22 protein-coding genes and 1 tRNA gene are annotated in these 23,697 nt (G+C 50.4%); 7 read left to right on the forward strand and 16 right to left on the reverse strand.

Annotated elements, in window-relative coordinates; genetic code table 11:
* Nucleotides 1–17 precede the first annotated feature (17 nt).
* The 3 genes from fadJ to QCD69_RS10545 all read right to left on the reverse strand — a co-directional run bounded on the left by fadJ (nucleotide 18) and on the right by QCD69_RS10545 (nucleotide 3,971).
* Nucleotides 18–2,171 (reverse strand): fatty acid oxidation complex subunit alpha FadJ, encoded by a 2,154-nt coding sequence (fadJ, locus tag QCD69_RS10535; RefSeq protein WP_301251957.1) that lies wholly within the window; start codon nucleotides 2,169–2,171, stop codon nucleotides 18–20.
* Nucleotides 2,171–3,481, reverse strand: a complete 1,311-nt coding sequence (gene fadI / locus QCD69_RS10540; protein ID WP_301251981.1) for an acetyl-CoA C-acyltransferase FadI — start codon at nucleotides 3,479–3,481, stop codon at nucleotides 2,171–2,173. Before fadI ends, fadJ begins: the two co-directional genes overlap by 1 nt.
* 193 nt (nucleotides 3,482–3,674) lie before the next feature.
* On the reverse strand, nucleotides 3,675–3,971 hold the full coding sequence (locus tag QCD69_RS10545; protein ID WP_253459680.1) for a YfcZ/YiiS family protein: 297 nt from the start codon (nucleotides 3,969–3,971) through the stop codon (nucleotides 3,675–3,677).
* A 369-nt stretch (nucleotides 3,972–4,340) separates the two neighbouring features.
* On the opposite strand from QCD69_RS10545, the gene fadL reads away from it, so the two are divergent.
* Complete coding sequence (gene fadL / locus QCD69_RS10550) at nucleotides 4,341–5,627, forward strand: long-chain fatty acid transporter FadL (RefSeq protein ID WP_253459678.1); 1,287 nt, start codon at nucleotides 4,341–4,343, stop codon at nucleotides 5,625–5,627.
* A 59-nt stretch (nucleotides 5,628–5,686) separates the two neighbouring features.
* On the opposite strand, the gene mlaA is transcribed toward fadL, so the two are convergent.
* Genes mlaA through ccmA form a run of 10 tightly spaced genes read right to left on the reverse strand, consistent with a single transcriptional unit; the run spans nucleotide 5,687 to nucleotide 13,362 of the window.
* On the reverse strand, nucleotides 5,687–6,448 hold the full coding sequence (gene mlaA / locus QCD69_RS10555) for a phospholipid-binding lipoprotein MlaA (RefSeq protein ID WP_253459676.1): 762 nt from the start codon (nucleotides 6,446–6,448) through the stop codon (nucleotides 5,687–5,689).
* A gap of 27 nt (nucleotides 6,449–6,475) precedes the next feature.
* Nucleotides 6,476–7,687 carry a c-type cytochrome biogenesis protein CcmI gene (gene ccmI / locus QCD69_RS10560; RefSeq protein ID WP_301251959.1) on the reverse strand — a complete coding sequence of 404 codons (1,212 nt, stop codon included), beginning with the start codon at nucleotides 7,685–7,687 and terminating at the stop codon, nucleotides 6,476–6,478.
* The gene (locus QCD69_RS10565) at nucleotides 7,684–8,136 is read right to left on the reverse strand and encodes a cytochrome c-type biogenesis protein (RefSeq protein WP_301251960.1); all 453 of its coding nucleotides are present in this window, start codon (nucleotides 8,134–8,136) and stop codon (nucleotides 7,684–7,686) included. The genes ccmI and QCD69_RS10565 overlap by 4 nt, the downstream gene beginning before the upstream one ends.
* Nucleotides 8,133–8,687 carry a DsbE family thiol:disulfide interchange protein gene (locus QCD69_RS10570; RefSeq protein WP_253459670.1) on the reverse strand — a complete coding sequence of 185 codons (555 nt, stop codon included), beginning with the start codon at nucleotides 8,685–8,687 and terminating at the stop codon, nucleotides 8,133–8,135. Before QCD69_RS10570 ends, QCD69_RS10565 begins: the two co-directional genes overlap by 4 nt.
* Nucleotides 8,684–10,630 carry a heme lyase CcmF/NrfE family subunit gene (locus QCD69_RS10575; RefSeq protein ID WP_301251961.1) on the reverse strand — a complete coding sequence of 649 codons (1,947 nt, stop codon included), beginning with the start codon at nucleotides 10,628–10,630 and terminating at the stop codon, nucleotides 8,684–8,686. The genes QCD69_RS10570 and QCD69_RS10575 overlap by 4 nt, the downstream gene beginning before the upstream one ends.
* A complete protein-coding gene (ccmE, locus tag QCD69_RS10580; protein ID WP_253459666.1) occupies nucleotides 10,627–11,091 on the reverse strand; it encodes a cytochrome c maturation protein CcmE in 465 nt (154 codons plus the stop codon). Before ccmE ends, QCD69_RS10575 begins: the two co-directional genes overlap by 4 nt.
* A complete protein-coding gene (gene ccmD, locus QCD69_RS10585; protein WP_301251963.1) occupies nucleotides 11,088–11,303 on the reverse strand; it encodes a heme exporter protein CcmD in 216 nt (71 codons plus the stop codon). The genes ccmE and ccmD overlap by 4 nt, the downstream gene beginning before the upstream one ends.
* Nucleotides 11,300–12,040, reverse strand: a complete 741-nt coding sequence (locus QCD69_RS10590; RefSeq protein ID WP_301251964.1) for a heme ABC transporter permease — start codon at nucleotides 12,038–12,040, stop codon at nucleotides 11,300–11,302. The genes ccmD and QCD69_RS10590 overlap by 4 nt, the downstream gene beginning before the upstream one ends.
* 45 nt (nucleotides 12,041–12,085) lie before the next feature.
* Nucleotides 12,086–12,745: a heme exporter protein CcmB gene (gene ccmB, locus QCD69_RS10595; RefSeq protein ID WP_253461261.1), complete on the reverse strand. Its 660-nt coding sequence runs from the start codon at nucleotides 12,743–12,745 to the stop codon at nucleotides 12,086–12,088.
* Nucleotides 12,745–13,362 carry a cytochrome c biogenesis heme-transporting ATPase CcmA gene (gene ccmA, locus QCD69_RS10600; protein WP_301251965.1) on the reverse strand — a complete coding sequence of 206 codons (618 nt, stop codon included), beginning with the start codon at nucleotides 13,360–13,362 and terminating at the stop codon, nucleotides 12,745–12,747. The genes ccmB and ccmA overlap by 1 nt, the downstream gene beginning before the upstream one ends.
* Nucleotides 13,363–13,603: 241 nt before the next feature.
* Here ccmA and QCD69_RS10605 point away from each other — a divergent pair, with 241 nt between their 5' ends.
* The 5 genes from QCD69_RS10605 to QCD69_RS10625 all read left to right on the forward strand — a co-directional run bounded on the left by QCD69_RS10605 (nucleotide 13,604) and on the right by QCD69_RS10625 (nucleotide 18,512).
* Nucleotides 13,604–14,515: a formate/nitrite transporter family protein gene (locus QCD69_RS10605; protein WP_301251966.1), complete on the forward strand. Its 912-nt coding sequence runs from the start codon at nucleotides 13,604–13,606 to the stop codon at nucleotides 14,513–14,515.
* A 738-nt stretch (nucleotides 14,516–15,253) separates the two neighbouring features.
* A complete protein-coding gene (locus QCD69_RS10610) occupies nucleotides 15,254–16,429 on the forward strand; it encodes a glycosyltransferase family 9 protein (RefSeq protein WP_301251967.1) in 1,176 nt (391 codons plus the stop codon).
* A gap of 208 nt (nucleotides 16,430–16,637) precedes the next feature.
* Nucleotides 16,638–16,712, forward strand: a tRNA-Arg gene (locus QCD69_RS10615).
* Nucleotides 16,713–16,891: 179 nt separating this feature from the next.
* Nucleotides 16,892–18,151, forward strand: coding sequence for a tyrosine-type recombinase/integrase (locus QCD69_RS10620; protein ID WP_301251969.1), 1,260 nt, complete (start codon nucleotides 16,892–16,894; stop codon nucleotides 18,149–18,151).
* Nucleotides 18,152–18,293: 142 nt separating this feature from the next.
* Nucleotides 18,294–18,512, forward strand: coding sequence for a hypothetical protein (locus QCD69_RS10625; RefSeq protein ID WP_301251971.1), 219 nt, complete (start codon nucleotides 18,294–18,296; stop codon nucleotides 18,510–18,512).
* 33 nt (nucleotides 18,513–18,545) lie between these two features.
* Here QCD69_RS10625 and QCD69_RS10630 read toward each other — a convergent pair whose 3' ends face one another.
* The 3 genes from QCD69_RS10630 to QCD69_RS10640 all read right to left on the reverse strand — a co-directional run bounded on the left by QCD69_RS10630 (nucleotide 18,546) and on the right by QCD69_RS10640 (nucleotide 23,042).
* Nucleotides 18,546–18,944, reverse strand: coding sequence for a hypothetical protein (locus QCD69_RS10630; RefSeq protein WP_301251972.1), 399 nt, complete (start codon nucleotides 18,942–18,944; stop codon nucleotides 18,546–18,548).
* A gap of 226 nt (nucleotides 18,945–19,170) precedes the next feature.
* Nucleotides 19,171–20,922 carry a UvrD-helicase domain-containing protein gene (locus tag QCD69_RS10635; protein WP_301251973.1) on the reverse strand — a complete coding sequence of 584 codons (1,752 nt, stop codon included), beginning with the start codon at nucleotides 20,920–20,922 and terminating at the stop codon, nucleotides 19,171–19,173.
* A 2-nt stretch (nucleotides 20,923–20,924) separates the two neighbouring features.
* Entirely contained in the window at nucleotides 20,925–23,042 is a 2,118-nt protein-coding gene (locus tag QCD69_RS10640) for an ATP-dependent nuclease (RefSeq protein ID WP_301251974.1), read from the reverse strand.
* Nucleotides 23,043–23,417: 375 nt separating this feature from the next.
* On the opposite strand from QCD69_RS10640, the gene QCD69_RS10645 reads away from it, so the two are divergent.
* The gene (locus QCD69_RS10645) at nucleotides 23,418–23,645 is read left to right on the forward strand and encodes a hypothetical protein (RefSeq protein WP_301251975.1); all 228 of its coding nucleotides are present in this window, start codon (nucleotides 23,418–23,420) and stop codon (nucleotides 23,643–23,645) included.
* The last annotated feature ends 52 nt before the right edge of the window (nucleotides 23,646–23,697 follow it).

A 23,697-nucleotide genomic window follows, 5' to 3' on the forward strand; every position in this document is an offset into this window, starting at 1 on the left:
TTTCAGAAGCGTCCGATCTAACCCGTTGAAACAGGCTGGGTATTCGCCTTACCTGTAGTTTTGTAAAAGGTTTCTCCCGTTTGCGCCATTTTTTGCAGGCGTTCGCAGGGGGTAAAACGCGCGCCGCAGGTGCGGGAAAGCTGTTCCAGCTGCGCCACTATCTGCCCCGCGCCCAGCGCGTCCATATAGCGGAACGGGCCGCCGGTAAACGGCGGAAAACCTATCCCGAACACCGCGCCAATATCGCCGTCGCGCGCGCAGCGAATCACGTTTTCATCAAAGGCTCTCGCCGCTTCATTCAGCAACATCATTACGCAGCGTCGCGCGATAAGCTCTTTGCTCAGGTGCGCTTTTGGATGAACGTTCAGTAATTTATAAATTGTCGCATCGGGCCGTTTTTTGCCGCCCCCTTTCTTGCCGTAGCGATAAAATCCCCGCCCGTTTTTGCGTCCTTTGCGGTTATCGTTCAGGACGGCGTCCAGCGCGGGCGGCGCCTGAAAGCGTTCGCCCCAGGCTGCGGCCAGCACCGGCAGGATATGGGCGCCCGTATCGATGCCGACCTCATCCAATAGCTGGATCGGCCCGACGGGAAAGCCGAAGTCCGCCAGCGCCTCATCAATGTTTTCTATCGGCTCGCCTTCCAGCAGGCAGCGCAGCGCCTCGTTGATGCACGGCGTCAGAATACGGTTAACGTAAAACCCGGCGCTGTCCGCCACCACTATCGGCGTTTTGCCCTGCAATTTCGCCAGCTTTACCGTGGTAGCGAGGGTTTGCTCGCTGGTCTGCGCGTGGGGGATAACCTCCACCAGCGGCATTTTGTCGACCGGGCTGAAATAGTGCAGCCCGATAACATTCTCCGGGCGGCGGGCGTGCGCGGCGATATCGCTAATCGGCAGCGAGGAAGTATTGGAGGCGAAAATCGTGTCGGGCGACGCGTTGGCCTCCACTTCCGCCACCATTTTCTGCTTCAAAAAAAGGTCTTCAAATACCGCTTCGATCACCAGGTCGCGACGCCGAAATCCCTGATAGTCCAGGCCGCCGCTAATCAGGGCCATTTGCCGCTGGCGCTGACCCGGCGTCAGCTGGCGGCGCGCGATCTTTTTCTCCAGCAGATCCCAGCTATATTTCAGCGCATGCGTAATCCCTTCCGGCCGCACATCTTTGATGCGCACCGGCAGATTTCCCCGACAGGCGGTGACGTAAGCAATGCCGCCGCCCATCAGTCCACCGCCCAGCACCGCAACGGATTTCACCTCTTGCGGCGCCGCCTGTGCCCCGCTCTCTTTCTTTATTTCCGTGGTCGCAAAGAACAGGCCGCGCAGCGCGATGGATTCCGGCGACATCGCCAGCTCGCCGAACGCTTTAGCCTCGGCGGCGTAACCGGCGCTACGGCCCTGCTGCAGGCCGGTACGCACCACCGAAAGAATTTTGCGCGTGGCCGGATAGTTACCGCGCGTTTTCGCTTCCGCCCGTCTGGTCGCCATCTTAAAGAGCAACGCGCGTCCCATGGGCGCGTTAAGCATCCGCTCGCTCAATGGCAGCACGCGGCGCGGCTGTCGGCCTCTGAGCACCATGTCCACCGCCGTTTCCAGCAGAATTGTCTGCGGCACGGCCTCTTCCACCAGGCCCAGCTTTAATGCCTGCTTTGCACGCAGCGTTTTGCCGGTCAGCATCAGATCCAGCGCGTGAGAGGCGCCAATCAGCCTGGGCAGCCGCTGCGTGCCGCCGGAGCCGGGCAAAAGGCCCAGTTGCACTTCCGGCAGGCCCAGCCGCGTTTTCTCGTCCAGCGTGCAGACGCGCTGGTGGCAGGCCAGTGCCAGCTCCAGCCCGCCGCCCAGACAGGCGCCTTGAATGGCGGCCACCGCCGGAAAAGGCAAGGCGGCGATCTCTGCCATGACCTTTTGCCCCTGTCGCGCCAGCGCAGCCGCCTCTTCTGCCGAGCGGCAGGCAGCAATCATGGTGATATCCGCGCCCGCGATAAAACTGTCCGGCTTGCCGGAGATAAAAACCAGGCCAGCCAGCTCCGGCTGACGACGCGCCTGCGCAATCACTTCCCGGATCTGCCCGACGAATTCTGCCTTTAGCGTATTGAGCTTTTCACCCGGCACATCGAAAGTAATGACGCCCACGTTGTCGGCACGCAGGCTGAATGTAAATGCGGATGCCGTCATTATTCCGCCTCCAGAACCATAGCCGCACCAAGACCGCCAGCGGCGCAGGCCGTGACCAGCCCCAGGCCGCCGCCGCGACGCCGTAGCTCGTGCAGCGTCTGGGTGATCATGCGTGCGCCGGTCGCGGCAAAAGGATGTCCATAGGCGATAGAGCCGCCCAGCACGTTAAATTTTTCTTCGTCCACCTCGCCCAGCGCATGAGGCCGGTTCAGGACTTCACGAGCGAACCGCTCATCGGCGAACATGTTGAGGTTGGCCAGCGTCTGGGCCGCAAATGCCTCGTGCATATCAATAAGCGTTAAATCCTTCAGGGTAATGCCTGCTCTGTCGAGCGCCAGCGGCGATGCCCAGGCCGGGCCAAGCAGCATATCCTCCTGCACGCCGATGGCGGTGAAGGCGTAGCTGCGCAGATAGCCCAGCGGCGTAATGCCCAGCTCTCTGGCGCGCGCTTCCGTCATCAGTACTACCGCTGCCGCGCCGTCGGTCAGCGGCGTGCTGTTAGCCGCCGTTACCGTACCGTGTTTACGGTCGAAAGCGGGACGTAGCCGGGCATAATCTTTCAGGCTGGAATGCAGACGCACGTTGTTATCCTGCTGTAAAGGGCTGCGCCACGGCGGCACCCAGGCCGTCATTACCTCCTGCGCCAGCCTGTTCTCTTCCCAGGCCTTTGCCGCACGCAGGTGCGAACGATGCGCCAGCGCGTCCTGCTGCTCGCGCGTGATGCCGTAGCTTTTCGCCATCTGTTCTGCGGTATCGCCCATGCGCAGGCCGGTGGAATATTCCGCTACGGCAGGCGGCACGGGCAGCAAATCGCGCGGGCGAAGCTGGCTGAGCAGCCGTAATTTTTGTACCAGAGAGCGGGTTTTACTGAGGTCCACCAGCACGCGGCCCAGCTGTTTGCTGACGCCGATGGGCAAGACGGAAGCGGAGTCCGCGCCGCCTGCAATACCGGCCTGAATGGTGCCGGCCAGCAGGCTTTCGGCCACGTTAGCGACGGCCTGGAAACTGGTGGCGCAGGCGCGGCTTACGCTATAGGCGTCGGTATGTACACCTAAGGAAGTGCCGAGGACGATTTCGCGCGCGATATTCGGCGCTTCGGGCATCTGGATCACCTGGCCAAACACCAGCTGTTCAATAACGTCGGGCGGGATATCGCTGCGTACCAGCAGTTCGCTGACCACCATTCGCCCCAGCTCAATAGCCGGGATAGCCTGAAGCGCCGTGGCCTGGCGAGCAAAAGGGGTGCGTAAACCGTGCGTTATCGCTATGCGTTGACCCTGACGCGTCAGCAAGGGGAGCGCTTTCATTATTCACCTGTAAAAATCAGCGGCATCACTGCCAAAAGAGGTCAGACCTGTTTATTGTTAACCAGATTTTTACATTTTGCATAATGTGGAAAAGAAAAGTGCGAGGGAAACCACGGTTTTGGGAACCATGAGCGGGCGTAGCCCACTCATTTTTTTAAGAATGCCGGGCCAGGCCCGGCGGTTCCGCGTTGAACAATTACCGTAGCGCCAGCTGAAAGATCATCGTTTCTGCCTGGCAACTAAAAGTAAAATCCGCATCCAGCTGCACGCCGTCCGGCTTCTCTTCGAAACGGCCGACGATATCGCAAGGTTCGGATTCCACCTGGCGCGCCTTGCCGATAAGCTCCTGCAGGGCGGCTTCAGCCTGCTGGCGATTTTCGTACAGGTGACGCCAGCTGGCTGTGCAGTCGGTGTTATCCATGATAGTACCGACATCCACACAGCAACAGGCGGCGGTTTCGTTGGCGCTACATTTATTGATGGCGTGGGTCATAAGATCCTCCGGTTAGCGGCCGCTCGGGGCGGACTTAAGGTCATAATGCTTTTATTCTACGCCTGCCCTTTTTTTCTGTCCGGTGATTCAGTGAATAAGCGTCATCCGGTAATGAAAATCAAAGATAAATTTGATCTGAAACAGGCTAGACTCAACGCCGCCTGTTGTGACTCGCAGGTTTTTGTTAAGCAGATCGCTTTTTATTGATCAATTTAGAAATATTTATAAAACAATATTGCAACAACTACAGGGGCCAGACCTATACTGGGGCCACTGGTCTGATTAGTTAGCCGTCTTTCAGCCCCTCTGTAGCGTCCTGCCGTTGCCTGCGTAACGGTATTAATAAAATCAGATAAAGAGGTTGTGGTCATGAACCATAAAAACCTGTTTGCGAAGTCTGCTCTTGCAGCCGCAGTGGCCATTGTTTCTTCCCATGCTTTTGCAGCCGGCTTTCAACTTCATGAATTTTCCTCTGCCGGATTAGGTCGTGCCTATTCTGGCGAAGGCGCAATGGGCGATACCGCCGCTTCCGCCAGCCGTAACCCGGCGACCATGGCGTTGATGGATCGTCCAATGTTTTCGGCAGGCGCGGTTTTTATCGATCCGGGCGTCAGTATTGACGGCACCAGCAGCCTGTCCGGCCAGAGTCTGAACGCGGACAATATCGCGCCCACGCAGTGGGTGCCCAATCTCCATTACGTGCAGCCGCTAAACGACCAGTGGTGGCTGGGCGCGTCCGCGACCGCTAATTATGGACTGGCGACGGAATTTAATAATGATTACGCCGCCGGGCCGTATGCCGGTAAAACGGATCTGCAAACCGTTAACTTTAACTTAAGCACCGCTTATAGACTGAACCAGCATTTCAGCTTTGGCGTCGGCTTTGATGCCGTCTATGCGCGCGCGAAGATTGAACGTTACGCAGGCGAAGCGGGCCGCGCGCTGGGCTTTCCAACCGATACGCAAATTGCGCACCTGAAGGGCGATGAGTGGGGCTACGGCTGGAACGCGGGCATCCTGTACGAAGTGGATGAGGATAACCGCTTCGGCTTTACTTACCGTTCCGAGGTTAAAGTCGATTTCGACGGCGACTATAAAAGCAGCATTCCGGGCGCTATCAACCCGCTTAATCAGGCGCTTAACCTGGGCCTGCCCTATGGCACCAGCGGATCGACCATTCCCGGCGCGCTGACGCTAAACCTGCCGGAAATGTGGGAAGTCTCGGGCTACCATAAAGTTGCCCCGCAGTGGGCCGTACACTACAGCCTGACCTATACCAGCTGGAGCCAGTTCCAGGAGTTGAAGGCCACCGGCAGCGGCGGTCAGACGCTGTTCTATAAGGAAGAGAGCTATAAGGATGCTTACCGCCTCGCGCTGGGCACGTCCTACTTCTACGATGATAACTGGACGTTTCGCGCCGGTATCGCGTTTGATGACAGCCCGGTACCTGCCGATCAGCGCTCCATCTCTATCCCCGATCAGGATCGCCTGTGGCTAAGCACCGGCGCGTCCTACGCCTTTAATCAGGATGCGTCCGTGGACGTGGGGCTTTCTTATATGCACGGCCAGCACGTCACGGTAGAGGAAGGCCCCTATACTTTCCGTTCCACCGGCAAAGCCTGGCTTTACGGCGCTAACTTTAACTACAAGTTCTGAGGCTTAAGCCAATAAAAAAGGCCCGATTCGGGCCTTTTTTGCAAACAGCATGCGGCAAATCAGTTGGCGTCGATATCGTCCAAATCGCCCTGAATGGCGGCGGCGTTCGGGTTTTCCTGCGGGATCAGCTTGCCGTCGCTGGCAAGGAAATCGTGGCGCTGGAAATAGGCCGCGCGGACAAAGGCATAGGGATCTTTGCTGTTGTGCAGAATAGCGTCGGAATCCAGCAGCTGCGCGCGGGTTTCCACGCCTTCCAGCGCCCACTTACCGGCGGTCATCCACCAGGTCAGCCAGCTCAGCGGTGCATAAAGATCGTCGACCATGCCGCCCACGTCTTCACGCGGCGTAAAGCTGCCGTAGCCCGGCAATTCAACATAGGTGCCATAACCCACGCCATAGTTGCCCAGCGTGCTGCCGAAACGGCGCGGCTCTTCCTTCGCCAGCGTCGGGTTGGCCATGCCGGCCACGTCGATAAAGCCGCCCAGACCCAGAATGGTATTCAGGAAGAAGCGGTTAAAGTGGATCATCGCTTTATAGGGCTTGCCCTCAATAAAGTAGTTCACCATGGTAGACGGCTCGCTCAGGTTGCCGAGAAAGTTGCTCAGGCCGCTGCGCGCGGGCACCGGCACGTAATCGCGCCAGGCGACGGCGACGGGACGAACAACATAGGGATCCAGCACGTTGTAATTAAAGTCGAACATCGTGCGGTTGAACCCTTCCAGGGGATCGGAGCGCCCCTGGGGTTCATCCGCCGTCTGCGAACTGGCGCAGCCAATCAGCAGTACGCTGGCCAACGCCACGCCCATCACGCGGTAGTTCATCTCTCTCTCCCTGTTAAATCAAGCCGACTACGGCTGCTGTTGGTTAATCTCAACGGCCAGCTGTTGATGACCATCGAAAGGCGTGACCGCGCTGGCACCGAACCAGTCGCCGGCCTGCGGATTGGCGCTGCCGTCTCGCGAGATGCGCACGCGCACCTGAACCTGATGCTGCGCCGAGAGCAGACGCTCCGGCATCATGGCGTTGCTGTCATCCAGCGTCAGCGAGAGCGGGAAATGGCTCAACGGCACTCTTTTCACCGCCACCGGCACTTTCGCCACGCCGTCGGAAACAGAAATATAGAGCACGCCGCCTTCGGGCAGCTGCTTTTCCGCGCCGGCGGCCAGCGTCACGGTCAGCGCCAGGCGGCTGGTTTGTCCGCCGGACTCGGTTTTAGCCTGCTCGATGCTGCGGCGGATCGCCGCCACCCGCTTATCGTCGGCCGGTAACAATTGTAACATCTTTTGCCAGACCGCTGTGGCCTGCGCGTAACGCTGCTGGCTAAAAGCATTAAATGCCAACAGGCTGAGCAGGCGAATATTGTCGCCGTCGCTTTTCACCATCTCGTTGAGCATAGCCGTTGCCTGGCGATTATCCTGCGGATCCTGCGAGCGCGTCAGGGCATCGGCGTAGCTTAGCTTTACTTCCGGATCCGTGGGAGCAAGCTGCATGGCGCGGCGAAAAGCCTGGGTTGCCGTAGCGGCGTTGTTCAGCACCATGCCGATACGGCCCAGCATCAGCCAGTCGCTTACGTTGCGCGGATCCTGTTGCAGCGAGGTGCGGATCCCCAGCCCAAGCCGGGCCAGCTGTTCCATTGTCAGCGGCTTTGCCTGCGGATCCATCAGCTGCGCCCGCAGCGTGGGCAGGTCGTTATTGACCTGCTGCCAGGCAAGCACCTGCGCAAAGCCGCCGGTTTTGAAATAGACGCCCAGGCTGACGACCACCAGAATCACCACGCCGGGCAACAAGACCCAGCGGCTGAGCGCGCGCTCGTGGGTTGGCGCTTCCTGAGGAATGTCCAGCAGCAGCGTCTGCTGTAGCTCGCGGATCATCTCCGCGCGCTCTGCCACGACGCCCTGCGCTTCGTCCTGCTCCAGCTCCTGAAGGCGCTGATGGTAAAAAGTTTTGTTCAGCGTGTCACGGTCTGTCGCCAGCGCCGCGCGCTTGCGGCCTCCGGCGATCAGCAGCAGCGTACTGGCGGCCACCAGTAAAGCCAGAACGGTGAGCCAGAATTCACTCATGGTTGCTTCCTGTTATTTAACAGCGCGTCAAGCCGCGCCTGCTGCTCCGCATCCAGCCCGGAACCGGTGCGTTTTCTGCTGCGTAGTACCATCACCACCGCGCCCGCGACTACAAACAGCACGGGGCCAGCCCACAGGATCAGCGTGGAGGCCATCACCGGCGGCTCGTAAGTGACGAAATTACCGTAGCGCGCCACCATCCAGGCTTTGACCTGCTCCGGCGTCTGGCCGCTTTGCAGCAGCTGATAAACCTTCAGCCGCATATCGGCGGCAATCATCGCGTTTGAATCCGCAATGCTGTTGTTCTGGCATTTGGGGCAGCGCAGCGATTCCGTCAGATGCCGGTACTGCTGCTCCTGGGTTACCGATGAGAATCGGTAGGTGTCTATGTTGTCCGCCAGTACGCCGAAAGAGAAGATCAGTGCGGCGAGAAGTAAAACGCGTTTCATTGGCCTGCTTCCTTGCTGTATTTATCCCACAATGGCTTTACTTCGCTGTTCCATACCCGGTCGTTCATATCCCCGGCGTGGCGATAGCGAATAATCCCTTTGCCATCGATTAAAAAGGTTTCAGGCGCGCCGTAGACGCCCAAATCAAGCCCCAGCATACCGTCGCCATCGTAGAGACTCAACGCATAAGGATTACCCAGCGAGTTGAGCCAGTTAACGGCCTTGCTGCGATCGTCCTTGTAGTTCAGCCCCACGACGCGGATGCCCTGTACCGCCAGCGTATTGAGATACTGGTGTTCGGCGCGACAGGTAGGACACCAGGTCGCCCAGACGTTGAGCAGGATCGGTTTACCGTCATGCAGTACCGACTGGTCGTAGATTTTGCCGGGCCTGTCCAGCGATTCCAGCCGGAAAACCGGTACGGGCTTGCCTACCAGCGCCGATTCCAGCTTTGTCGGATCGTCGCCGTTGGCGTTGCGGGTGAGTTGCCACATCAGCGCGGCGGCCAGCAGCAGAAACAGCGCCAGCGGAATATAAAGGGTCTTTTTCATGCCGGCACCTTTTTACGCGAGCGATAGCGCGGATCGAGCAGGCATAATATGCCGCCGGCCGCCATAAACAGGCCACCGAACCAGATCCAGCGCACGAATGGTTTGTAATAGATACGCACCGCCCAGGAATTATCCTCCAGCTCTTCGCCCAGCGCCGCGTAGAGATCGCGCGTAAAGCCGCCGTCGATTGCCGCTTCGGTCATCATAGTGTGCGCCACGCTGTAGTAGCGCTTTTCGGCATGCAGCGTTGCCTCATGCTTGCCGTTGCGCGTTACGTCGATGATGCCCACGCCGCCGGTGTAGTTTGCGCCCTGTAGGTTACGCACATCGCGAAAGATAAAGTGATAGTTATGGATATCAACCGTATCGCCCGCACGCATACGGACATCGCGCTCCACGCTGTAGTTCTGGCTGAAAGCGATGCCGATAACGGTCACGGCGACGCCAAGATGCCCCAGCACCATGCCCCAGTGGCTGCGTGAAAGGTGACGCAGCCCGGTGAAAAAGCGATGGCGATGGGTAGCGCGCTCGTGCAGCTCCATCAGCGTCAGGAAGATAACCCACAGCGACATCAGCAGTCCCACTACCGTCATCGCTTCAATGCTGTCCTGCATCAGCCACGGCAGCAAAATGGACAACGCCAGCGTGGCAACCAGCGCCAGCGCCAGCCGCTTCCACAGCTTTTGCGGCTCGTCGCGACGCCAGCGCACCAGCGGCCCGATGCCCAACAGCAGCGCCAGCGGCGCCATCAGCCAGGTGAACAGCGTATTAAAGAAAGGTTCGCCGATAGAGATGCTGCCCAGGCCCAGCTGCTTGTGCACCAAAGGCAGCAGCGTGCCAAGCAGCACCACCAGCATGGCGGCAATCAGCAGAATATTGTTGCCCAGCAGGAAGGATTCGCGCGACCAAAGCTCGTTCTGTACGCGGCCGCGCACCTTGCTGCCTTTGATGGCGTACAGCAGCAGCGAACTGCCGATAACGATCACCAGAAAAGCCAGGATAAACATGCCGCGCGCCGGATCGGAGGCGAAAGAGTGCACCGAAATCAGCACGCCCGAACGCACCAGGAACGTCCCCAGCAGGCTGAGCGAAAACGCGGTGATAGCCAGCAGCACCGTCCAGGCCTTAAAGGTGCCGCGCTTTTCCGTTACCGCCAGCGAGTGGATCAGCGCCGTACCCGCCAGCCACGGCATAAAGGAGGCATTTTCTACCGGATCCCAGAACCACCAGCCGCCCCAGCCAAGCTCGTAATAGGCCCATGCCGAGCCGAGCACGATACCGACGGTCAGAAAAACCCAGGCCGCCGTGGTCCAGGGACGCGACCAGCGCGCCCAGGCGGTATCCAGCCTGCCCGTCATCAGCGAGGCGATGGCAAAAGCGAAAGCCACGGAGAACCCGACGTAGCCCATATAAAGCAGCGGCGGATGGAAGATCAGGCCGATATCCTGCAGCATCGGGTTAAGATCGCTGCCGTCGATCGGGAAGTCAGGCAGCGTGCGGGTAAACGGGTTTGAGGTCAGCGTGATAAACAGCAAAAAGCCAAGATTGATCATGCCCATGACGGCCAGCACGCGGGCCACGGAATCCAGCGGCATCGCGCGGCTGAACAACGCGACCGCCAGCGTCCAGGTGCTGAGCAGCAGCAGCCACAGCAGCAGCGAACCTTCGTGCGCGCCCCAGGTCGCCGCAATACGGTAGTAGACCGGCAGCAGCGTGTTGGAGTTGGTGGCGACGTAAGCGACGCTGAAATCATTCACCACAAAGGCGTGCACCAGCACGATAAAAGCGGCGAGCACGCAGGCGAACAGCGCGTAGCTCAGCGGCCTGGCCAGGCCCATCAGCCGTCTGTCCTGACGGGAAGCGCCCCACAGGGGATAGACGCTCAGCAGCAGCGCCAGCGCCACGCCCAGTGCAAGCAGAAAACTGCCGATTTCCGGTATCATGGCTGGTTCACCGCAATCTTATGGTTCTTTTTCATTGCATCCTCAATTTCCGGCGGCGTGTATTTTTCATCATGCTTCGCCAGCACTTCTTTCGCTTCGATCAGGTTGCCCTGCTCCAGCACGCCCTGCGCGACCACGCCCTGCCCTTCCCGGAACAGATCCGGCAGGATGCCAAGATAGCTTACGCTGACCACACCGTTAGCGTCGTAGAGTTTAAAGGAAACCTGTAACGTGTTGGGATCGCGCTTGACGCTGCCGGGCATCACCATGCCGCCGACGCGCAGACGCTGGCCCGGCGTCGGTTTTTGCTGGCTTTCGCCTTTGCCGTTCAGGATTTCGCTGGGGGTGTAGAACAGATCGATATTCGAACGTAACGCATACATAACCAGTGCGGTTGCCAGCCCGAGTCCGGCCAGGATGGCAATCGCTACGAGCAGGCGATTTTTACGACGGGTATTCACGATGATGCTCCCTGCTTTTTCATTTTTGCCGCTTTGATGCGGCGTTCCCGCGACTCGCGCTGGCGAATGTCGGCCAACAGCCGCCGACGGCTAATGATGGTGTGCAGCACCAGCGCGCCCAGCGCCATCAGCGTGCAGGCGACGGCAAGCCAGACGTAAAAGGCGTAGCCGCCCATCGCCCAGAAGGCCTGCCAGGATGAGAAAGCCGTCATTGGCGCGCTCCTTTTTCCGCCACTTCCCTTACCCAGGGACGATGGCGCTCGCTCAACAGCAGCAAATTACGCAGACGCATCAGCGTCAGCGAGATAAACAGCAGCCAGAAGCCCGCAATAGCCCAACGTAAAGGCGTGCGCATGGAAGGCGCTATCGCCTGCTGGAAGACGCCGGAAGAGCCCTGATGCAGCGTATTCCACCACTGCACCGAATAGTGGATTATCGGCAGGTTTACCACGCCCACCAGGACAAGGATGCCGGCCGCCCGGCCCGCCATACGGCGATCGTCAAAGGCGTTATAAAGCGCGATTACGCCCATATAGAGGAACAGCAGCACCAGTTCCGAGGTCAGGCGCGCATCCCAGATCCACCAGGTTCCCCACATCGGCTTCCCCCAGGCGGAGCCGGTGACCAGCGCGATAAAGGTGAACACCGCGCCGACGGGCGCCATCGCCGCAGCGGCAAGATCGGCCGTTTTCCACTGCCAGACCTGGCCGGTGAACGCGGCGATCGCCATGGCGGCGTAGATACCCATTGACCACATCGCGGCGGGAACATGAATATAAATGATGCGATAGCTGTCGCCCTGCTGATAGTCGGACGGCGCAAAACCAAATCCCCATATCCAGCCGGTAGCTAACGTAACCGTCGCGGCAACTGCAAACCAGGGCAGCAGGCGACCACATAACTGGTAAAGCCTGTCGGGCTTCCCTGACTGATGTAACCATTTCCACATTGTTAATTGCTCATCTAAAAAGAAACGCGTTTCTGTCTGTTATTGTTAGTGTACGCTAACCCGCAGTGCCGCAGCCGTAGCGAAAGGCGCCAGTGTTGCGCTGGCGACCAGCATCGCGCCGAGGATGGCCAGCTGGCCGTTTATCGCCAGGCCCATTCCCGCAGCGTCAATGGCCGCCGAGGCGAAAATCAGTACCGGCACCGCCAGCGGCAGCACCAGCAGGCTCAGTAAAACGCCGCCGCGTCGCAGCCCGACCGTTAATCCTACGCCTATCGCGCCCAGGAAACTTAACGTCGGGGTGCCCAACAGCAGAGAAAGCGCCATCGCACGCCAGGTGGCGAAATCCAGCGACAGCAGCAGCGCCACCAGCGGCGAAAGCAGCAGCAGCGGCAGGCCGGTCACCAGCCAGTGCGCGATCACTTTCCCCAATACCGTTATCGGCAGCGGCGTCGGCAACAGCAGCAGCTGTTCCAGCGAACCATCGATAAAATCATCGCGAAACAGCCTTTCCAGCGCCAGCAGCGAAGAGAGCAGCGCCGCGACCCAGACAATGCCCGGCGCGATACGCGCTAATAGCTGCGGTTCGGGACCAATCCCCAGCGGAAACAGCGTAATAACGATCAGGAAAAACCACAGCGGATTAACCACTTCCGCGCCGCTACGAAAAGCCACGCGCAGCTCCCGCATAATAATGCGTCCGATCATCATCCCGCCTCCGTGACGGAAAGCCGAATTTTGCGCACGCGCTGCGCCGATCCCGGCAGCTCCTGATGGGTGGTCAGGATCACTGAACCGCCATTATCGGCATGACGGGCAAACAGCGCCATCAGCTTTGTCACGCCTGATTTATCTATAGCGGTCAGCGGCTCATCAAGGATCCACAGCGGGGAACGGCTCAGCCAGAGCCTGGCCAGCGCAACGCGACGCTGCTGTCCCGCGGAAAGCTGCGCGACAGGCACCTCTTCATATCCCGCCAGGTCGACCTCTTCCAGCGCCTGCCACAGTTTTTCTTCCGGCTCCAGCGCATGAAAAAATTGCAGATTTTCCCGTGCGGTCAGCACCGCTTTCACGCCGGGATGATGCCCCAGATAGAGTAACGCGCGGTGCCAGACCTCTCGCTGTTTGCGCACAGGCTGCTGCTGCCAAAGCACCTCGCCCTGCTCAGCCCGGCTTAAGCCCGCCAGAATGCGCAGCAGCGAGGTTTTTCCCGCGCCGTTGGCGCCTTCTATTTGAACGATATCGCCTGCGGAAACGGTAAAACTGAGTTCGCTGAACAGCGTACGTTCATCACGAACGCAGGTCAGATTGTGGGCCTGGAGCATCAGGTGGCATCGCGCTTGTTAATAGTGCGTGAAATAGTACCACAGCTGATAATGGTATCGCAGCCTGCGCGGTATCACTGGATGCTTAAGTTGCCGCTATTATGCCCTGTGCAGGCCGCTTAATGGCGAAAAATGCCGCTTTGTTAAATCCTTGTTACGTTTATTCTGAAACGCAGTTACATTTCAGCAACGCTAAAACCCGCTACGCTTAGGCGGAGTGTCGATTACGGGAGCAGGAAGAATGAAAGAAGATAATGTGGAAGTCGAGAGTGAAGAACGTGAAGGAGAAGAGATAGAGGTGGATGAGGAAGCGCTGCCCTCGCGTGCGGCGGCTATCCATGAGGAGATACGCCAGGACGGCGAGAAAGAGCTGGAGCGCGACGGCCTGGCGCTGCTGTTTTCGGCTATCGCTGCGGGGCTTTCTATGGGCGCCTCGCTGATGGCGAAAGGGATTTTTCAGGCGCATCTTGACGGCGTGCCCGGCGCTTTTCTGTTGGAAAATCTTGGCTACACCTTTGGTTTTATCATTGTCATTATGGCGCGCCAGCAGCTGTTTACAGAGAACACCGTGACCGCCGTACTGCCGGTTATGCACAAACCAACCGGTGGCAATCTGGTCCTGCTGCTGAGGCTGTGGGCCGTAGTGCTGTTCGGCAATTTGATCGGAACGGCGCTGGCTTCGCTGGCCTTTACCCATATGCCGATCTTTGACGATGCCACGCGGCAGGCTTTTGTGGCTATCAGCCAGAAAGTGATGGAAAACACGCCGGGCGAGATGTTCGCCAATGCGGTGATCTCCGGCTGGATTATCGCTACGATGGTCTGGATGTTTCCTTCCGCCGGCAACGCGAAAATTTGGGTAATTGTGCTGATGACCTGGCTGGTGGCGCTGGGCGACCTGGCGCATATCGTGGTGGGTTCGGTAGAAGTCCTTTATCTGGTCTTTAACGGTCTTATCAGCTGGCAGGAATTTTTATGGCCTTTTGCTCTTCCTACGCTGGTCGGCAATATTATCGGCGGCACCTTTATTTTTGCACTGATTAGCCACGCGCAGATCCGCAACGATATGAGCACCCGCGCTAAAGCGGAGGCGAAAGCGAAAGCCGAAGCGAAGAAAAAGCGTGATAAGAAAGAGAAGGCTGAAGAGGGTTAACCGGCTGGCGGCAAGCCGCTAAAGTTATCGCTAAGCGGCAGTCGTCTCATAGGGGGCGCTGCCGTTATCGGCGGGCAGTTCAGAAAAAGCATCCAGCTATGGGGCGGCTTTAGCTGAACAGCGCAAAAGTGTGCATATAGAAATTGCTGGCGAAAGCGACATAGGCCAGCCAGACCAGCATGATAAGACCGAGCGACAGTTTCAGGGACATAGCGACCTCTTTTATGAGCTAAACAAACGAGTAACCTTGCTTGAATTCGCTTTACATTAGTCCTCTGTCAGATCGCAGTTCTTGATCCAGCGCAACTATCTTCCACTAATCGGCTAACGGCTTCTTTGCTCAACCTTGTGCAGATCAACGTTAATCACTCAGCTACTCAGCTACTCAGCTACTCAGCTACTCAGCTACAAAAATATTATCAAAACTGAAACTTTTATATATTTTATTATAAATAATAAAGCCAAAATTCACATTTAAAATAAATCAAAAATAAAAATAAAAATAAACCACCTTAATAATTAATAAAAAGCATTGCAAATACCGGCAGCAGAATTTCCTCTTCCTTGCGGCACTGCTATTATCTGTTACTATAACCTTCCGCAAAGCCATCATCACAATAAAGTAAAATACATGTTTTTAATTTGTTTTATTTCTTCATGGTTAATGGTTGGTTTTATTTTATCGCATTATTTTCTCACGGATGAAAAACCCGAGGCGTATAAGGAGTGCCCCTACGAATGAGCCTGTCTCTGTCAGAACTGCCTGGCGCGTTAAAAAGACTTAATCGGCAAAGGAATCGTTACCTTCACGAGCAAAAAAGGAGAATTCGGCTGGTGCTGTCAGCCATGCTTCTGCGTAGTGCCAACAAGCATGAAAAAATCCCTCAGGCGCCGCAGCGCGTGGTTTTTCCTTTTGTTAACCTTGGGATTGGCGATGCGGTATGCCATACCGGATTATGGCGAAAATTAAAGGATTTGGGCTACAGAGTACAAATCATTGCCGAGACCAGAAGTGAGGTATTTTTTAAAGGGCTGGACTGTGTCGATGACGTGTTTATTGTCGATATCAATCATATTGACCGGCTGGAGAAAATCGATAGCGATATCGTTATCAGCATGTACTCCTGGATGCAGCGCAAGGAGCTTCTGGAGATAAAACTGCTGTCGCGGATTAATTATAGCTATGCCATCAGCATCGGTGGCTGGTTGAAGCGTCCTTATCATATCACGCTGGATTTACCCGATAACTTTCATATTACCGATCCGCAAAAACAGCTACTGGCAGCGCTGGGACATCCGTGTAATACACTGCGCTATTGGCTAAACCCCTCGTCTTTTAGCGATGCGTTTATCAAAGACTGCCTGCAGAAATATGCTAAAAAAACCCTGATTGTGCTGAGCCCTTTCGCCAGCGTGAGCGAAAGAACCATGACGCGACAGCAAATCTTCGATCTTATTGCAAAGCTGCAGCATAGTGTGGATTGCAACATTTTTATTACGGGTGAGAAGCACCAGCTGGCGACGCTTGATCATGCCTCAGCCAATGTTTTTATCTGCGCCTTCGATTCCTTGTGGCATACCATCTCGTTGGTCAATAAGGCCGATCTCGTTATCTCGGTGGAAACAGCTATTGTCCATGTCGCCTGCGCGCTAAATAAAAAACTCGTCAGTATCTTTTATTCTACCAATATAAATTATAACGATGCGTTACAGAGCAATACTATCTTCAAGCCCATTGGAGAAAACGTACGGAAAATAATCGTTAACAGAACCACTCTTCCTTTCGATACGGATAAAGTTCTCCAGACGTCTTTAGCTACGCTGGCCGCCGCCGATCGTCTCGCTGTTGATCCTGCTGGCTCTGGTAACTGTTCATCTGAACCGCTTGAGCCTGCCACCGTGGCGGACTCGTGACTTTTGCTTAAAACCCAGGCGAAATGGAACGTATTTCCGGTGCATTATTTGCCATTCGCCTGTTTAAACGCCAATGCGTTCAATTTGCCACCATATGATGCAAAGACCGGTACAGGGGAAAACGTGTTGAGAAATGAAGGCCTTGAGGCGCAGCCACACTTACGGTAACATATGCAACTGGATGAACGCCCCCGTTTATGCTGTCGCTGTCTCCTTAGTTAAATGGATATAACGAGCCCCTCCTAAGGGCTAGTTGCAGGTTCGATTCCTGCAGGGGACACCATATGTTAGCCCACCTAAGTATTTTAAAGTCTAGTCAACTCTTCAACTTCAAACACTTACCTTCCCTTTGTAGCCCGTTAACGTACACCGTCATATTTCAAAATCCACGCTGTTTTGTTGGTACATATGTTGGTATTTTAAGTTCGATAATGCAGATACCATCAGAAGAGGGTTTTTAGTATGGCGCTAACTGAGTTAACAGTAAGAAATACAAAGCCTTCTGATAAACCTGTCAAATTGACAGACGGTAATGGTATGCACCTGTTAATCACCACGAGTGGTTCCAAGTATTGGCGTTTTCAGTATCGCTTCGCTGGTAAACAGAAAATTCTCGCACTGGGTGTTTATCCAGAGGTTTCATTGTCAGAAGCCAGACGAAGAAGAGATGAAGCCCGTCAGCTCATTGCAAACCATGTAGACCCAAGTGAAAAGCGCAAAGCAGAAAAGATTGAGAGCAAAGGCTTGCTAACATTTGAGCAAGTTGCCAGAGAATGGCATACCAGTAACAGAACCTGGTCAGACAGTCATAGAACAACTGTTTTGAACAGCCTTGTTTCCCATGTGTTCCCAGTCATCGGCAAACGCAATATCAGGGAGCTAAAAACTCGTGATTTATTGGTTCCTTTGAAAAAAGCAGAAGCTTCTGGACACCATGAACTGGCTTCCCGCTTACAACAGCGCATTACGGCGGTAATGCGGTATGCCGTTCACAACGCGTTGATTGAACAGAATCCTGCAAACGACCTCGCTGGTGCTGTTGTTTCCACTAAAAGTGTTCATCGCCCTGCCCTTTCTTTGGAGCGTTTGCCAGAACTGATGAATAGACTGGAAGCATATAAAGGAAAAGGTATTACTCAAATTGCAGTGCAGTTAACACTCCTGACCTTTGTCCGTTCGAGTGAATTGCGATTTGCCCGCTGGTCAGAAGTTGATCTCAAGAACTCATTGTGGACTATTCCCGGAAAGCGAAAACCTATGAACGGGGTAAAATATTCTGCAAGAGGGGCAAAGATGAAAACCCCACATCTGGTTCCACTAAGCACACAAGCTAAAGCACTCTTGGAAGAGCTTCACTCGATCAGTGGTGACAAAGAACTTATGTTTATCAGTTTTACTGGGGACGACAAACCTATCAGTGAAAACACTGTCAACAAAGCGCTCAGGACAATGGGCTACGATACGAAAGTAGAAGTCTGCGGGCATGGTTTCAGGACTATGGCATGTAGTGCCTTAATCGAATCGGGATTATGGTCGAGAGATGCTGTGGAAAGACAAATGAGCCACCAGGAACGCAACAGTGTCCGGGCTGCTTACATACATAAAGCGGAGCATTTGGAAGAACGGCGACTCATGTTGCAATGGTGGGCTGACTATCTGGAAGCTTGTAAAGAAGAAGCACAGACACCTTTTTCCTTCTCTATTCAGCATTCAGAACAATGAGTAGCAAACGATGCGTATTTAATATTTTATAATCGATAACTCAATGTGAGCTGCGAATATCATTTGACAAATCAATCACTCACCTATAGCTTCATTGGTTATTAATAAAAATTATCAACAATAAACAAAACCTGGAGGAATGATGAATAAGTTTGGTAAAGGGGGCTTCCCTCGTTCAAATGGTTCTGATGACAGATTTAATTCTAAACCTGAGTATGAAGTAGTGGCTTTCAAGGAAAATGGAGTCGTTGTTTATTACATTTGCTTGAAAAACACCACAGAAAAGAAAAAACCCGAAATTGCATATGCCACAAAAGAACAAGCAGAAGAAGCTTGTGCAGCATTAAATCCTAAACCTTAGAAATCCTAACCAAGGGCCACGAATTATTTTTTTCTAAATGTTTTTATAGTTTGGAATTAGAGCTTTGAATTCTATGTGTGATGGTAATACATTGTTACCGTCTAACATAGCTAAATATCCAAATTCTACTTTATTGAACTTTTCTCTCGCAATGAAATCTTTCGTCAAATCGACATTTCCAGGAAAGCTATCCAAAACCTCAACTACATAATTATTTTCATCAATCACATTTACTCTAAGTAATGAATTATCAGGAATATCGGAAAGAACTGGTGCTAATATCGTATGCTGATAGATAACACCATCTTCAATGACGAATACCTTTTTCTCAGGTGGAGTAAGAGAACTATCATAATAATTCACATGATTAAACCCATCTTCCTCAATTGCTTCAACCAGCCAAGAATCTATAACTTCAATTTTAAACTTCATTTTAACCTCCCATATATTTACATTATTTATATGATATAAATATATAAGCTTGTCAACATCGATACCGTAATATTAATTATGAAAATATTTTTTAATAAACTCCTTAGAAAAATATTATTCTAAAAAATTATTATTAATTGATTCAACTTACATACTCCCTACCCTGACATATCGCAGAAATATTATTTAATCAGCAAGTCAAAGGAGTTGAAAGCCGTTATGAAAATTATAGTTGTGGTGTAATTGAATAAGGAAAGCCATTTCTTGTCATATGACCACTTTCTGAAATCATATACAGATGTTTTTTTGCTCGTGAAGATATCACATACAAAAGTCGTCTTGCGGTGTAATCACTATGTTTTCGACTACAGTCAATTATGTCATCCCAATGAGGTATTTTCCCATTTAGCAAGCCAGTGCAAATTACAACTTCATACTCATCGCCCTTGGTCGAGTGACATGTGGTTATTTTCACTCCACCTCTGAAATTATAAAAAGAAGATAAGTCACTTGCCCTATAATTCATATCATATTTTTTCATTCTTTTAGTAGTAGCATGAATAAGAGAAAGCATTTCATTATGATAAAAACTACCCTCATGTAAATTTAGCTTAAAAATTCCACAAAATTCAGTTATAACCGCTTCAATCCACAATTCAATACTTGTATTGTAATTGGCAAGCATAGCCATGCGGTTTATCTGCGACAAAATAGTTTTTGAAGAATATGGGAAAGCATCAGGTGAATGAAGGTTTATCTCAGCGAGAAATTCATTAATGATTTTTTGTCGAATGGTGAAATTTTTAGGCACTCTTTTTACAAAGAACAATTTAATAAAACCCAACCAAAAATTTTCGATGTTTTTAGGAATTGGAGATATCGTAACCCCATCTATTTCAAATTCATTGCCTAATTTGGAAATGTCCCCTGAGAGCTTAATAACATCAAACCAACTTGGGCAAAGAACAGCGATCTCGTTAGGAGTTATTCCTTGTTGCAAGTGTGTTTCAATGATTCCAGCAACATAATGCGATAATTGTGATTTTTCTATAGAACTTTCTTTGAGAATGACTGAAGGGAAGTCTTTAAAATTGGATAAAGAGTTAATGTTAAATTTTCCATCTTTATAATTACTATAAAAATTAATAATAGATTGACTACTACGGAAGCATCCTGTTAGATTCATATCTACCAAATCATTAATACCAAAGTATTCTGATAACTCCTCTTTACTTTTAACGATAGCCCCAAGCCCTGTATAAATAGCTTGTTCTTTATCACCTATAAGGGTTAATACATTGTTATTTTCCGAATACATAGCTTTTAAAATCTCATATTGCAGAGAAGAAATATCTTGATATTCATCAATTAAAATGTGTTCAAACAATAGTGACAATCGTTTGCAAAGAGACCTATTTTTATTAAGCAACTTGAGGGATATATTAAGAATCAGGTCAAAATCAATTAGTCGATTAGCACTTAAATACCTGTGATAATCTCTAACTAAATTAAGCTTAACATCACCTTTAGAGTATGGATATTTAAAATCACTGGTCAATTGAGTGGCTATTCTATCATAGAGACCTATTGCATATTTTTCTTTTAATTCATTAATTATGAACTCCCTCTCGTGTTCATCAATAACACTAAAACCTTTCGCAAGCCTTGGAATTCTATCCAAATTAGGTTTGATAATCCAGTTCAAGCAAAAACCATGAATTGTTCCAATCCATAAATTTTTGATGTCTACACCGAATGAAATCAACCTTTCATAAATAGTATCGGAAGCTATATTTGTATATGTAAGGGCGATGATTCTCTTCTTACATCCCCCTAATGGTTCTTTATTTTCTAACATGTAACAAAGTTTTGATACAAGAGTTTTCGTTTTCCCAGAACCAGGACATGCAGTTAACAATAAATTTCCATTGTGCTTAACAGCATCCCACTGTTCTTTTGTTAAATTTTTATAAGGCATAATCATAGCTCCCATAATCTAAAAAAGCTGTCTTGAAAATGCATACCATATTCTTCCATTGTATCTACAAGACCTGATTTAGAACTAATGCTTTTTCTTAAATGTTCTTTGCTTTCATGTATTACTGAAAGGTTGTAGGTTAGTATTTTTTCATAAATTGGAATCAAATCTCGCTCGCTTAGCACATATTTAACCGCCTCAAGTATATAATCTGGAATACGATTATCAACTCCAAGATATTCAACCATATTTGTTGCCAACCATCCCTTTCCAATTTTATTTGCAAATTTCAAAGCTCTTTTATACCTTACCCTCATATCACTAGAGTTTATATCACCTATATTTTTACTAATTTCAACCTTTTTACTGTAGGTGTCACTTATAACTTTTATGAAAAGGTCGCTATTTTCATCATATTTAACTACTTCAGTCTCAAATGTATTCTCAGCATAAAATGCTGAGACATACTCGTTATGTTTAATGTTGTCATCCAATTTAGCTTTTCGTTGAGCACCATCAATGTCAGCATTTTTCAAAGATTCGACAAATTTATGGTCAAAGATATCATCGACATCAGTTACATAAGCTGAATCACGATCAGTTAGGATTGCACACCGTCTTCTTAAACGATCTTTATGAAATAGATTTGCTAAATGCTTGAATACAGTTCCATCCACTTTTATGAGGCTGATACCTAACTCATCTAAACTTATACCTAAAGTCTTCTTTATCATTGGAGGTATAAGAATAAGTTCAGCATCACCCTCTACTAAAATTACACTTTTGGAAAATAACAAATCACTGCGAATTGCATCGAGATATCTTTCAATCGAATAGATCTCTTTTGGATTTAAGCCATTCGATGGTCTAAACACTTCTGTGAAACCTTGCTGTCGTGCTAAAACATTCATCGATGATATATTTGATACTGAGCTTATCTGCGTAGAATGGGTAGAAACGAACACCTGTGTATTTTTAAAATTAAAATTATCAAAGAGAGTTTTCTGGATGTGAGTATGTATATGTGCTTCAGGTTCTTCTATCAACAAAAAATGAGTAATATGCTCTTCTGTATCTCTAATCTCTTCATATTCATAAAGTTTTAATGCGAGATAAATAAGATTAGCCCCACCTAAGCTTAAATCATCTAATCTTCCTGAACCATTATAATCTAAAGAATCTTCAACAACTAATCCGAGCGACTGTATAAGTTCAACGAAATCCTCTGGAAGCTGAGATGACACCATTATTTTTGGAGAATATGTTGAACCAACAGTATTAGTCAAAGAGGCTGAAATCCTTTCGCTGAGCATTTTTATTTCAGGTATAGCAGATATTTTTTCATTCACTCCCTTTACATCATTAACAACATCAGGACTGCTATTAATCTGTTTACTTTTTAATGTGAGGAGTTTATATAAAGGATTTGTTTTATAATACTTTAAATCAGCTACTACATTCCGTAATGCCTTAACATATGTGCAAGCTACCTCGCTTCCAAGAGAAAAGAAATGCGGTTTTTTACAACCTAACTTCTCAGAATCATCGTTTGGATCTGAAAAGCTTAGATTTATGAAATCTCCAACTATATCTTTATAGATTTCATCATTAGTAAAATCTATTTTCGTTCTGACAAATGCTACAGCCTCATAAGTTTCTTTAGAGATAATATGATTGGAAGTGTACTTTGAAAATGCCTCTTCTCTTGTCTCAAAACTATTATTAGCTGAAGACAAATCATAAAGATCTTGTCTAACATTAAATTTAGGTCGGTATACAAAAGTATAATTACCTTCAGTGCCTAACTCATCGTTACCATCATTTAAAGAATAATTTGCTATTACTTGTTCTTCTTCAGACTCGCTCAAACCATCAAAATATAACGTAATGATGATCCAGTGCCCAAATGGTTCTTTCAAACATCGATTGAAATCTTCGCTGGAAAGTATCCGGGAATTTAATGGAAGTGAATCATCCAATATCAGCCTCATGGCATTAAATAAATTCGTTTTGCCAGAGGCATTCTCGCCAATAATTGTATTGACTGAATTTGCTAAGAAATGAAAATCTGAACGGTAAAAGTTTCTATAATTCCTGATTGATACTTTTTTTATAAACATTATATTAATTTCCCATAGGATACAGATTCAAAAACTAACTGACTTTTAACCAATTCCAATCAAATCTAAAGAGTTAGCAGAGCTACTACTTCTAACAAGGTAAAGATAATGCCTAACTCTTTCCAGAAAGAGAACCAACTCTCACAAGTCAGCATAAAATTACTAACAAAATCATGCAGATGCAATAAAAACAAATCTTTATTGACTGAGCCTATTAACTATTGGATATTATATGCAATCTTTTGAAACATTAAATATGTTGATGCATACAGTGTTTTTACGAAATTTGAGTTAAGTATAGAAATTTAAAACAAAACAAAACCGCCCAATTCTAACGATGCAATAAATTATTGTAGTTAAACAGCAGGAGGCCATATGTTTCAAAGATTTAAAGTTGACATATCCGATATAGGTTATATAACTGGTGATCTGACAGATTATTACAGACGAAAAGGTGAAGAACTATTTAAAACACTGGATAAATCTTTTGAAGGCGATATAAAGCAATATTTAAATGAAAATAAGGAACTCAGTGCTGATCGTATAAAAGACCATTGGTTTCCGAAAATTAATTGTGACATTTTTATTTCACACTCCCATTGAATCGCCACGGGTTTAACAGACACCTCAGAGTCATTTAAGATGGCTGAAAGAG

This window comes from Erwinia sp. PsM31 (assembly GCF_030433775.1).
Lineage (GTDB): Bacteria > Pseudomonadota > Gammaproteobacteria > Enterobacterales > Enterobacteriaceae > Erwinia > Erwinia aeris.

Excerpts from the sequence above, each read along its gene's own strand:
- fadJ (WP_301251957.1), bottom strand. The coding sequence starts at position 2,171 with ATGACGGCATCCGCATTTACATTCAGCCTGCGTGCCGACAACGTGGGC.
- QCD69_RS10545 (WP_253459680.1), bottom strand. The coding sequence starts at position 3,971 with ATGACCCACGCCATCAATAAATGTAGCGCCAACGAAACCGCCGCCTGT.
- fadL (WP_253459678.1), top strand. The coding sequence starts at position 4,341 with ATGAACCATAAAAACCTGTTTGCGAAGTCTGCTCTTGCAGCCGCAGTG.
- mlaA (WP_253459676.1), bottom strand. The coding sequence starts at position 6,448 with ATGAACTACCGCGTGATGGGCGTGGCGTTGGCCAGCGTACTGCTGATT.
- ccmI (WP_301251959.1), bottom strand. The coding sequence starts at position 7,687 with ATGAGTGAATTCTGGCTCACCGTTCTGGCTTTACTGGTGGCCGCCAGT.
- QCD69_RS10565 (WP_301251960.1), bottom strand. The coding sequence starts at position 8,136 with ATGAAACGCGTTTTACTTCTCGCCGCACTGATCTTCTCTTTCGGCGTA.
- QCD69_RS10570 (WP_253459670.1), bottom strand. The coding sequence starts at position 8,687 with ATGAAAAAGACCCTTTATATTCCGCTGGCGCTGTTTCTGCTGCTGGCC.
- QCD69_RS10575 (WP_301251961.1), bottom strand. The coding sequence starts at position 10,630 with ATGATACCGGAAATCGGCAGTTTTCTGCTTGCACTGGGCGTGGCGCTG.
- ccmD (WP_301251963.1), bottom strand. The coding sequence starts at position 11,303 with ATGACGGCTTTCTCATCCTGGCAGGCCTTCTGGGCGATGGGCGGCTAC.
- QCD69_RS10590 (WP_301251964.1), bottom strand. The coding sequence starts at position 12,040 with ATGTGGAAATGGTTACATCAGTCAGGGAAGCCCGACAGGCTTTACCAG.
- ccmB (WP_253461261.1), bottom strand. The coding sequence starts at position 12,745 with ATGATCGGACGCATTATTATGCGGGAGCTGCGCGTGGCTTTTCGTAGC.
- ccmA (WP_301251965.1), bottom strand. The coding sequence starts at position 13,362 with ATGCTCCAGGCCCACAATCTGACCTGCGTTCGTGATGAACGTACGCTG.
- QCD69_RS10605 (WP_301251966.1), top strand. The coding sequence starts at position 13,604 with ATGAAAGAAGATAATGTGGAAGTCGAGAGTGAAGAACGTGAAGGAGAA.
- QCD69_RS10610 (WP_301251967.1), top strand. The coding sequence starts at position 15,254 with ATGAGCCTGTCTCTGTCAGAACTGCCTGGCGCGTTAAAAAGACTTAAT.
- QCD69_RS10620 (WP_301251969.1), top strand. The coding sequence starts at position 16,892 with ATGGCGCTAACTGAGTTAACAGTAAGAAATACAAAGCCTTCTGATAAA.
- QCD69_RS10625 (WP_301251971.1), top strand. The coding sequence starts at position 18,294 with ATGAATAAGTTTGGTAAAGGGGGCTTCCCTCGTTCAAATGGTTCTGAT.
- QCD69_RS10630 (WP_301251972.1), bottom strand. The coding sequence starts at position 18,944 with ATGAAGTTTAAAATTGAAGTTATAGATTCTTGGCTGGTTGAAGCAATT.
- QCD69_RS10635 (WP_301251973.1), bottom strand. The coding sequence starts at position 20,922 with ATGCCTTATAAAAATTTAACAAAAGAACAGTGGGATGCTGTTAAGCAC.
- QCD69_RS10640 (WP_301251974.1), bottom strand. The coding sequence starts at position 23,042 with ATGTTTATAAAAAAAGTATCAATCAGGAATTATAGAAACTTTTACCGT.
- QCD69_RS10645 (WP_301251975.1), top strand. The coding sequence starts at position 23,418 with ATGTTTCAAAGATTTAAAGTTGACATATCCGATATAGGTTATATAACT.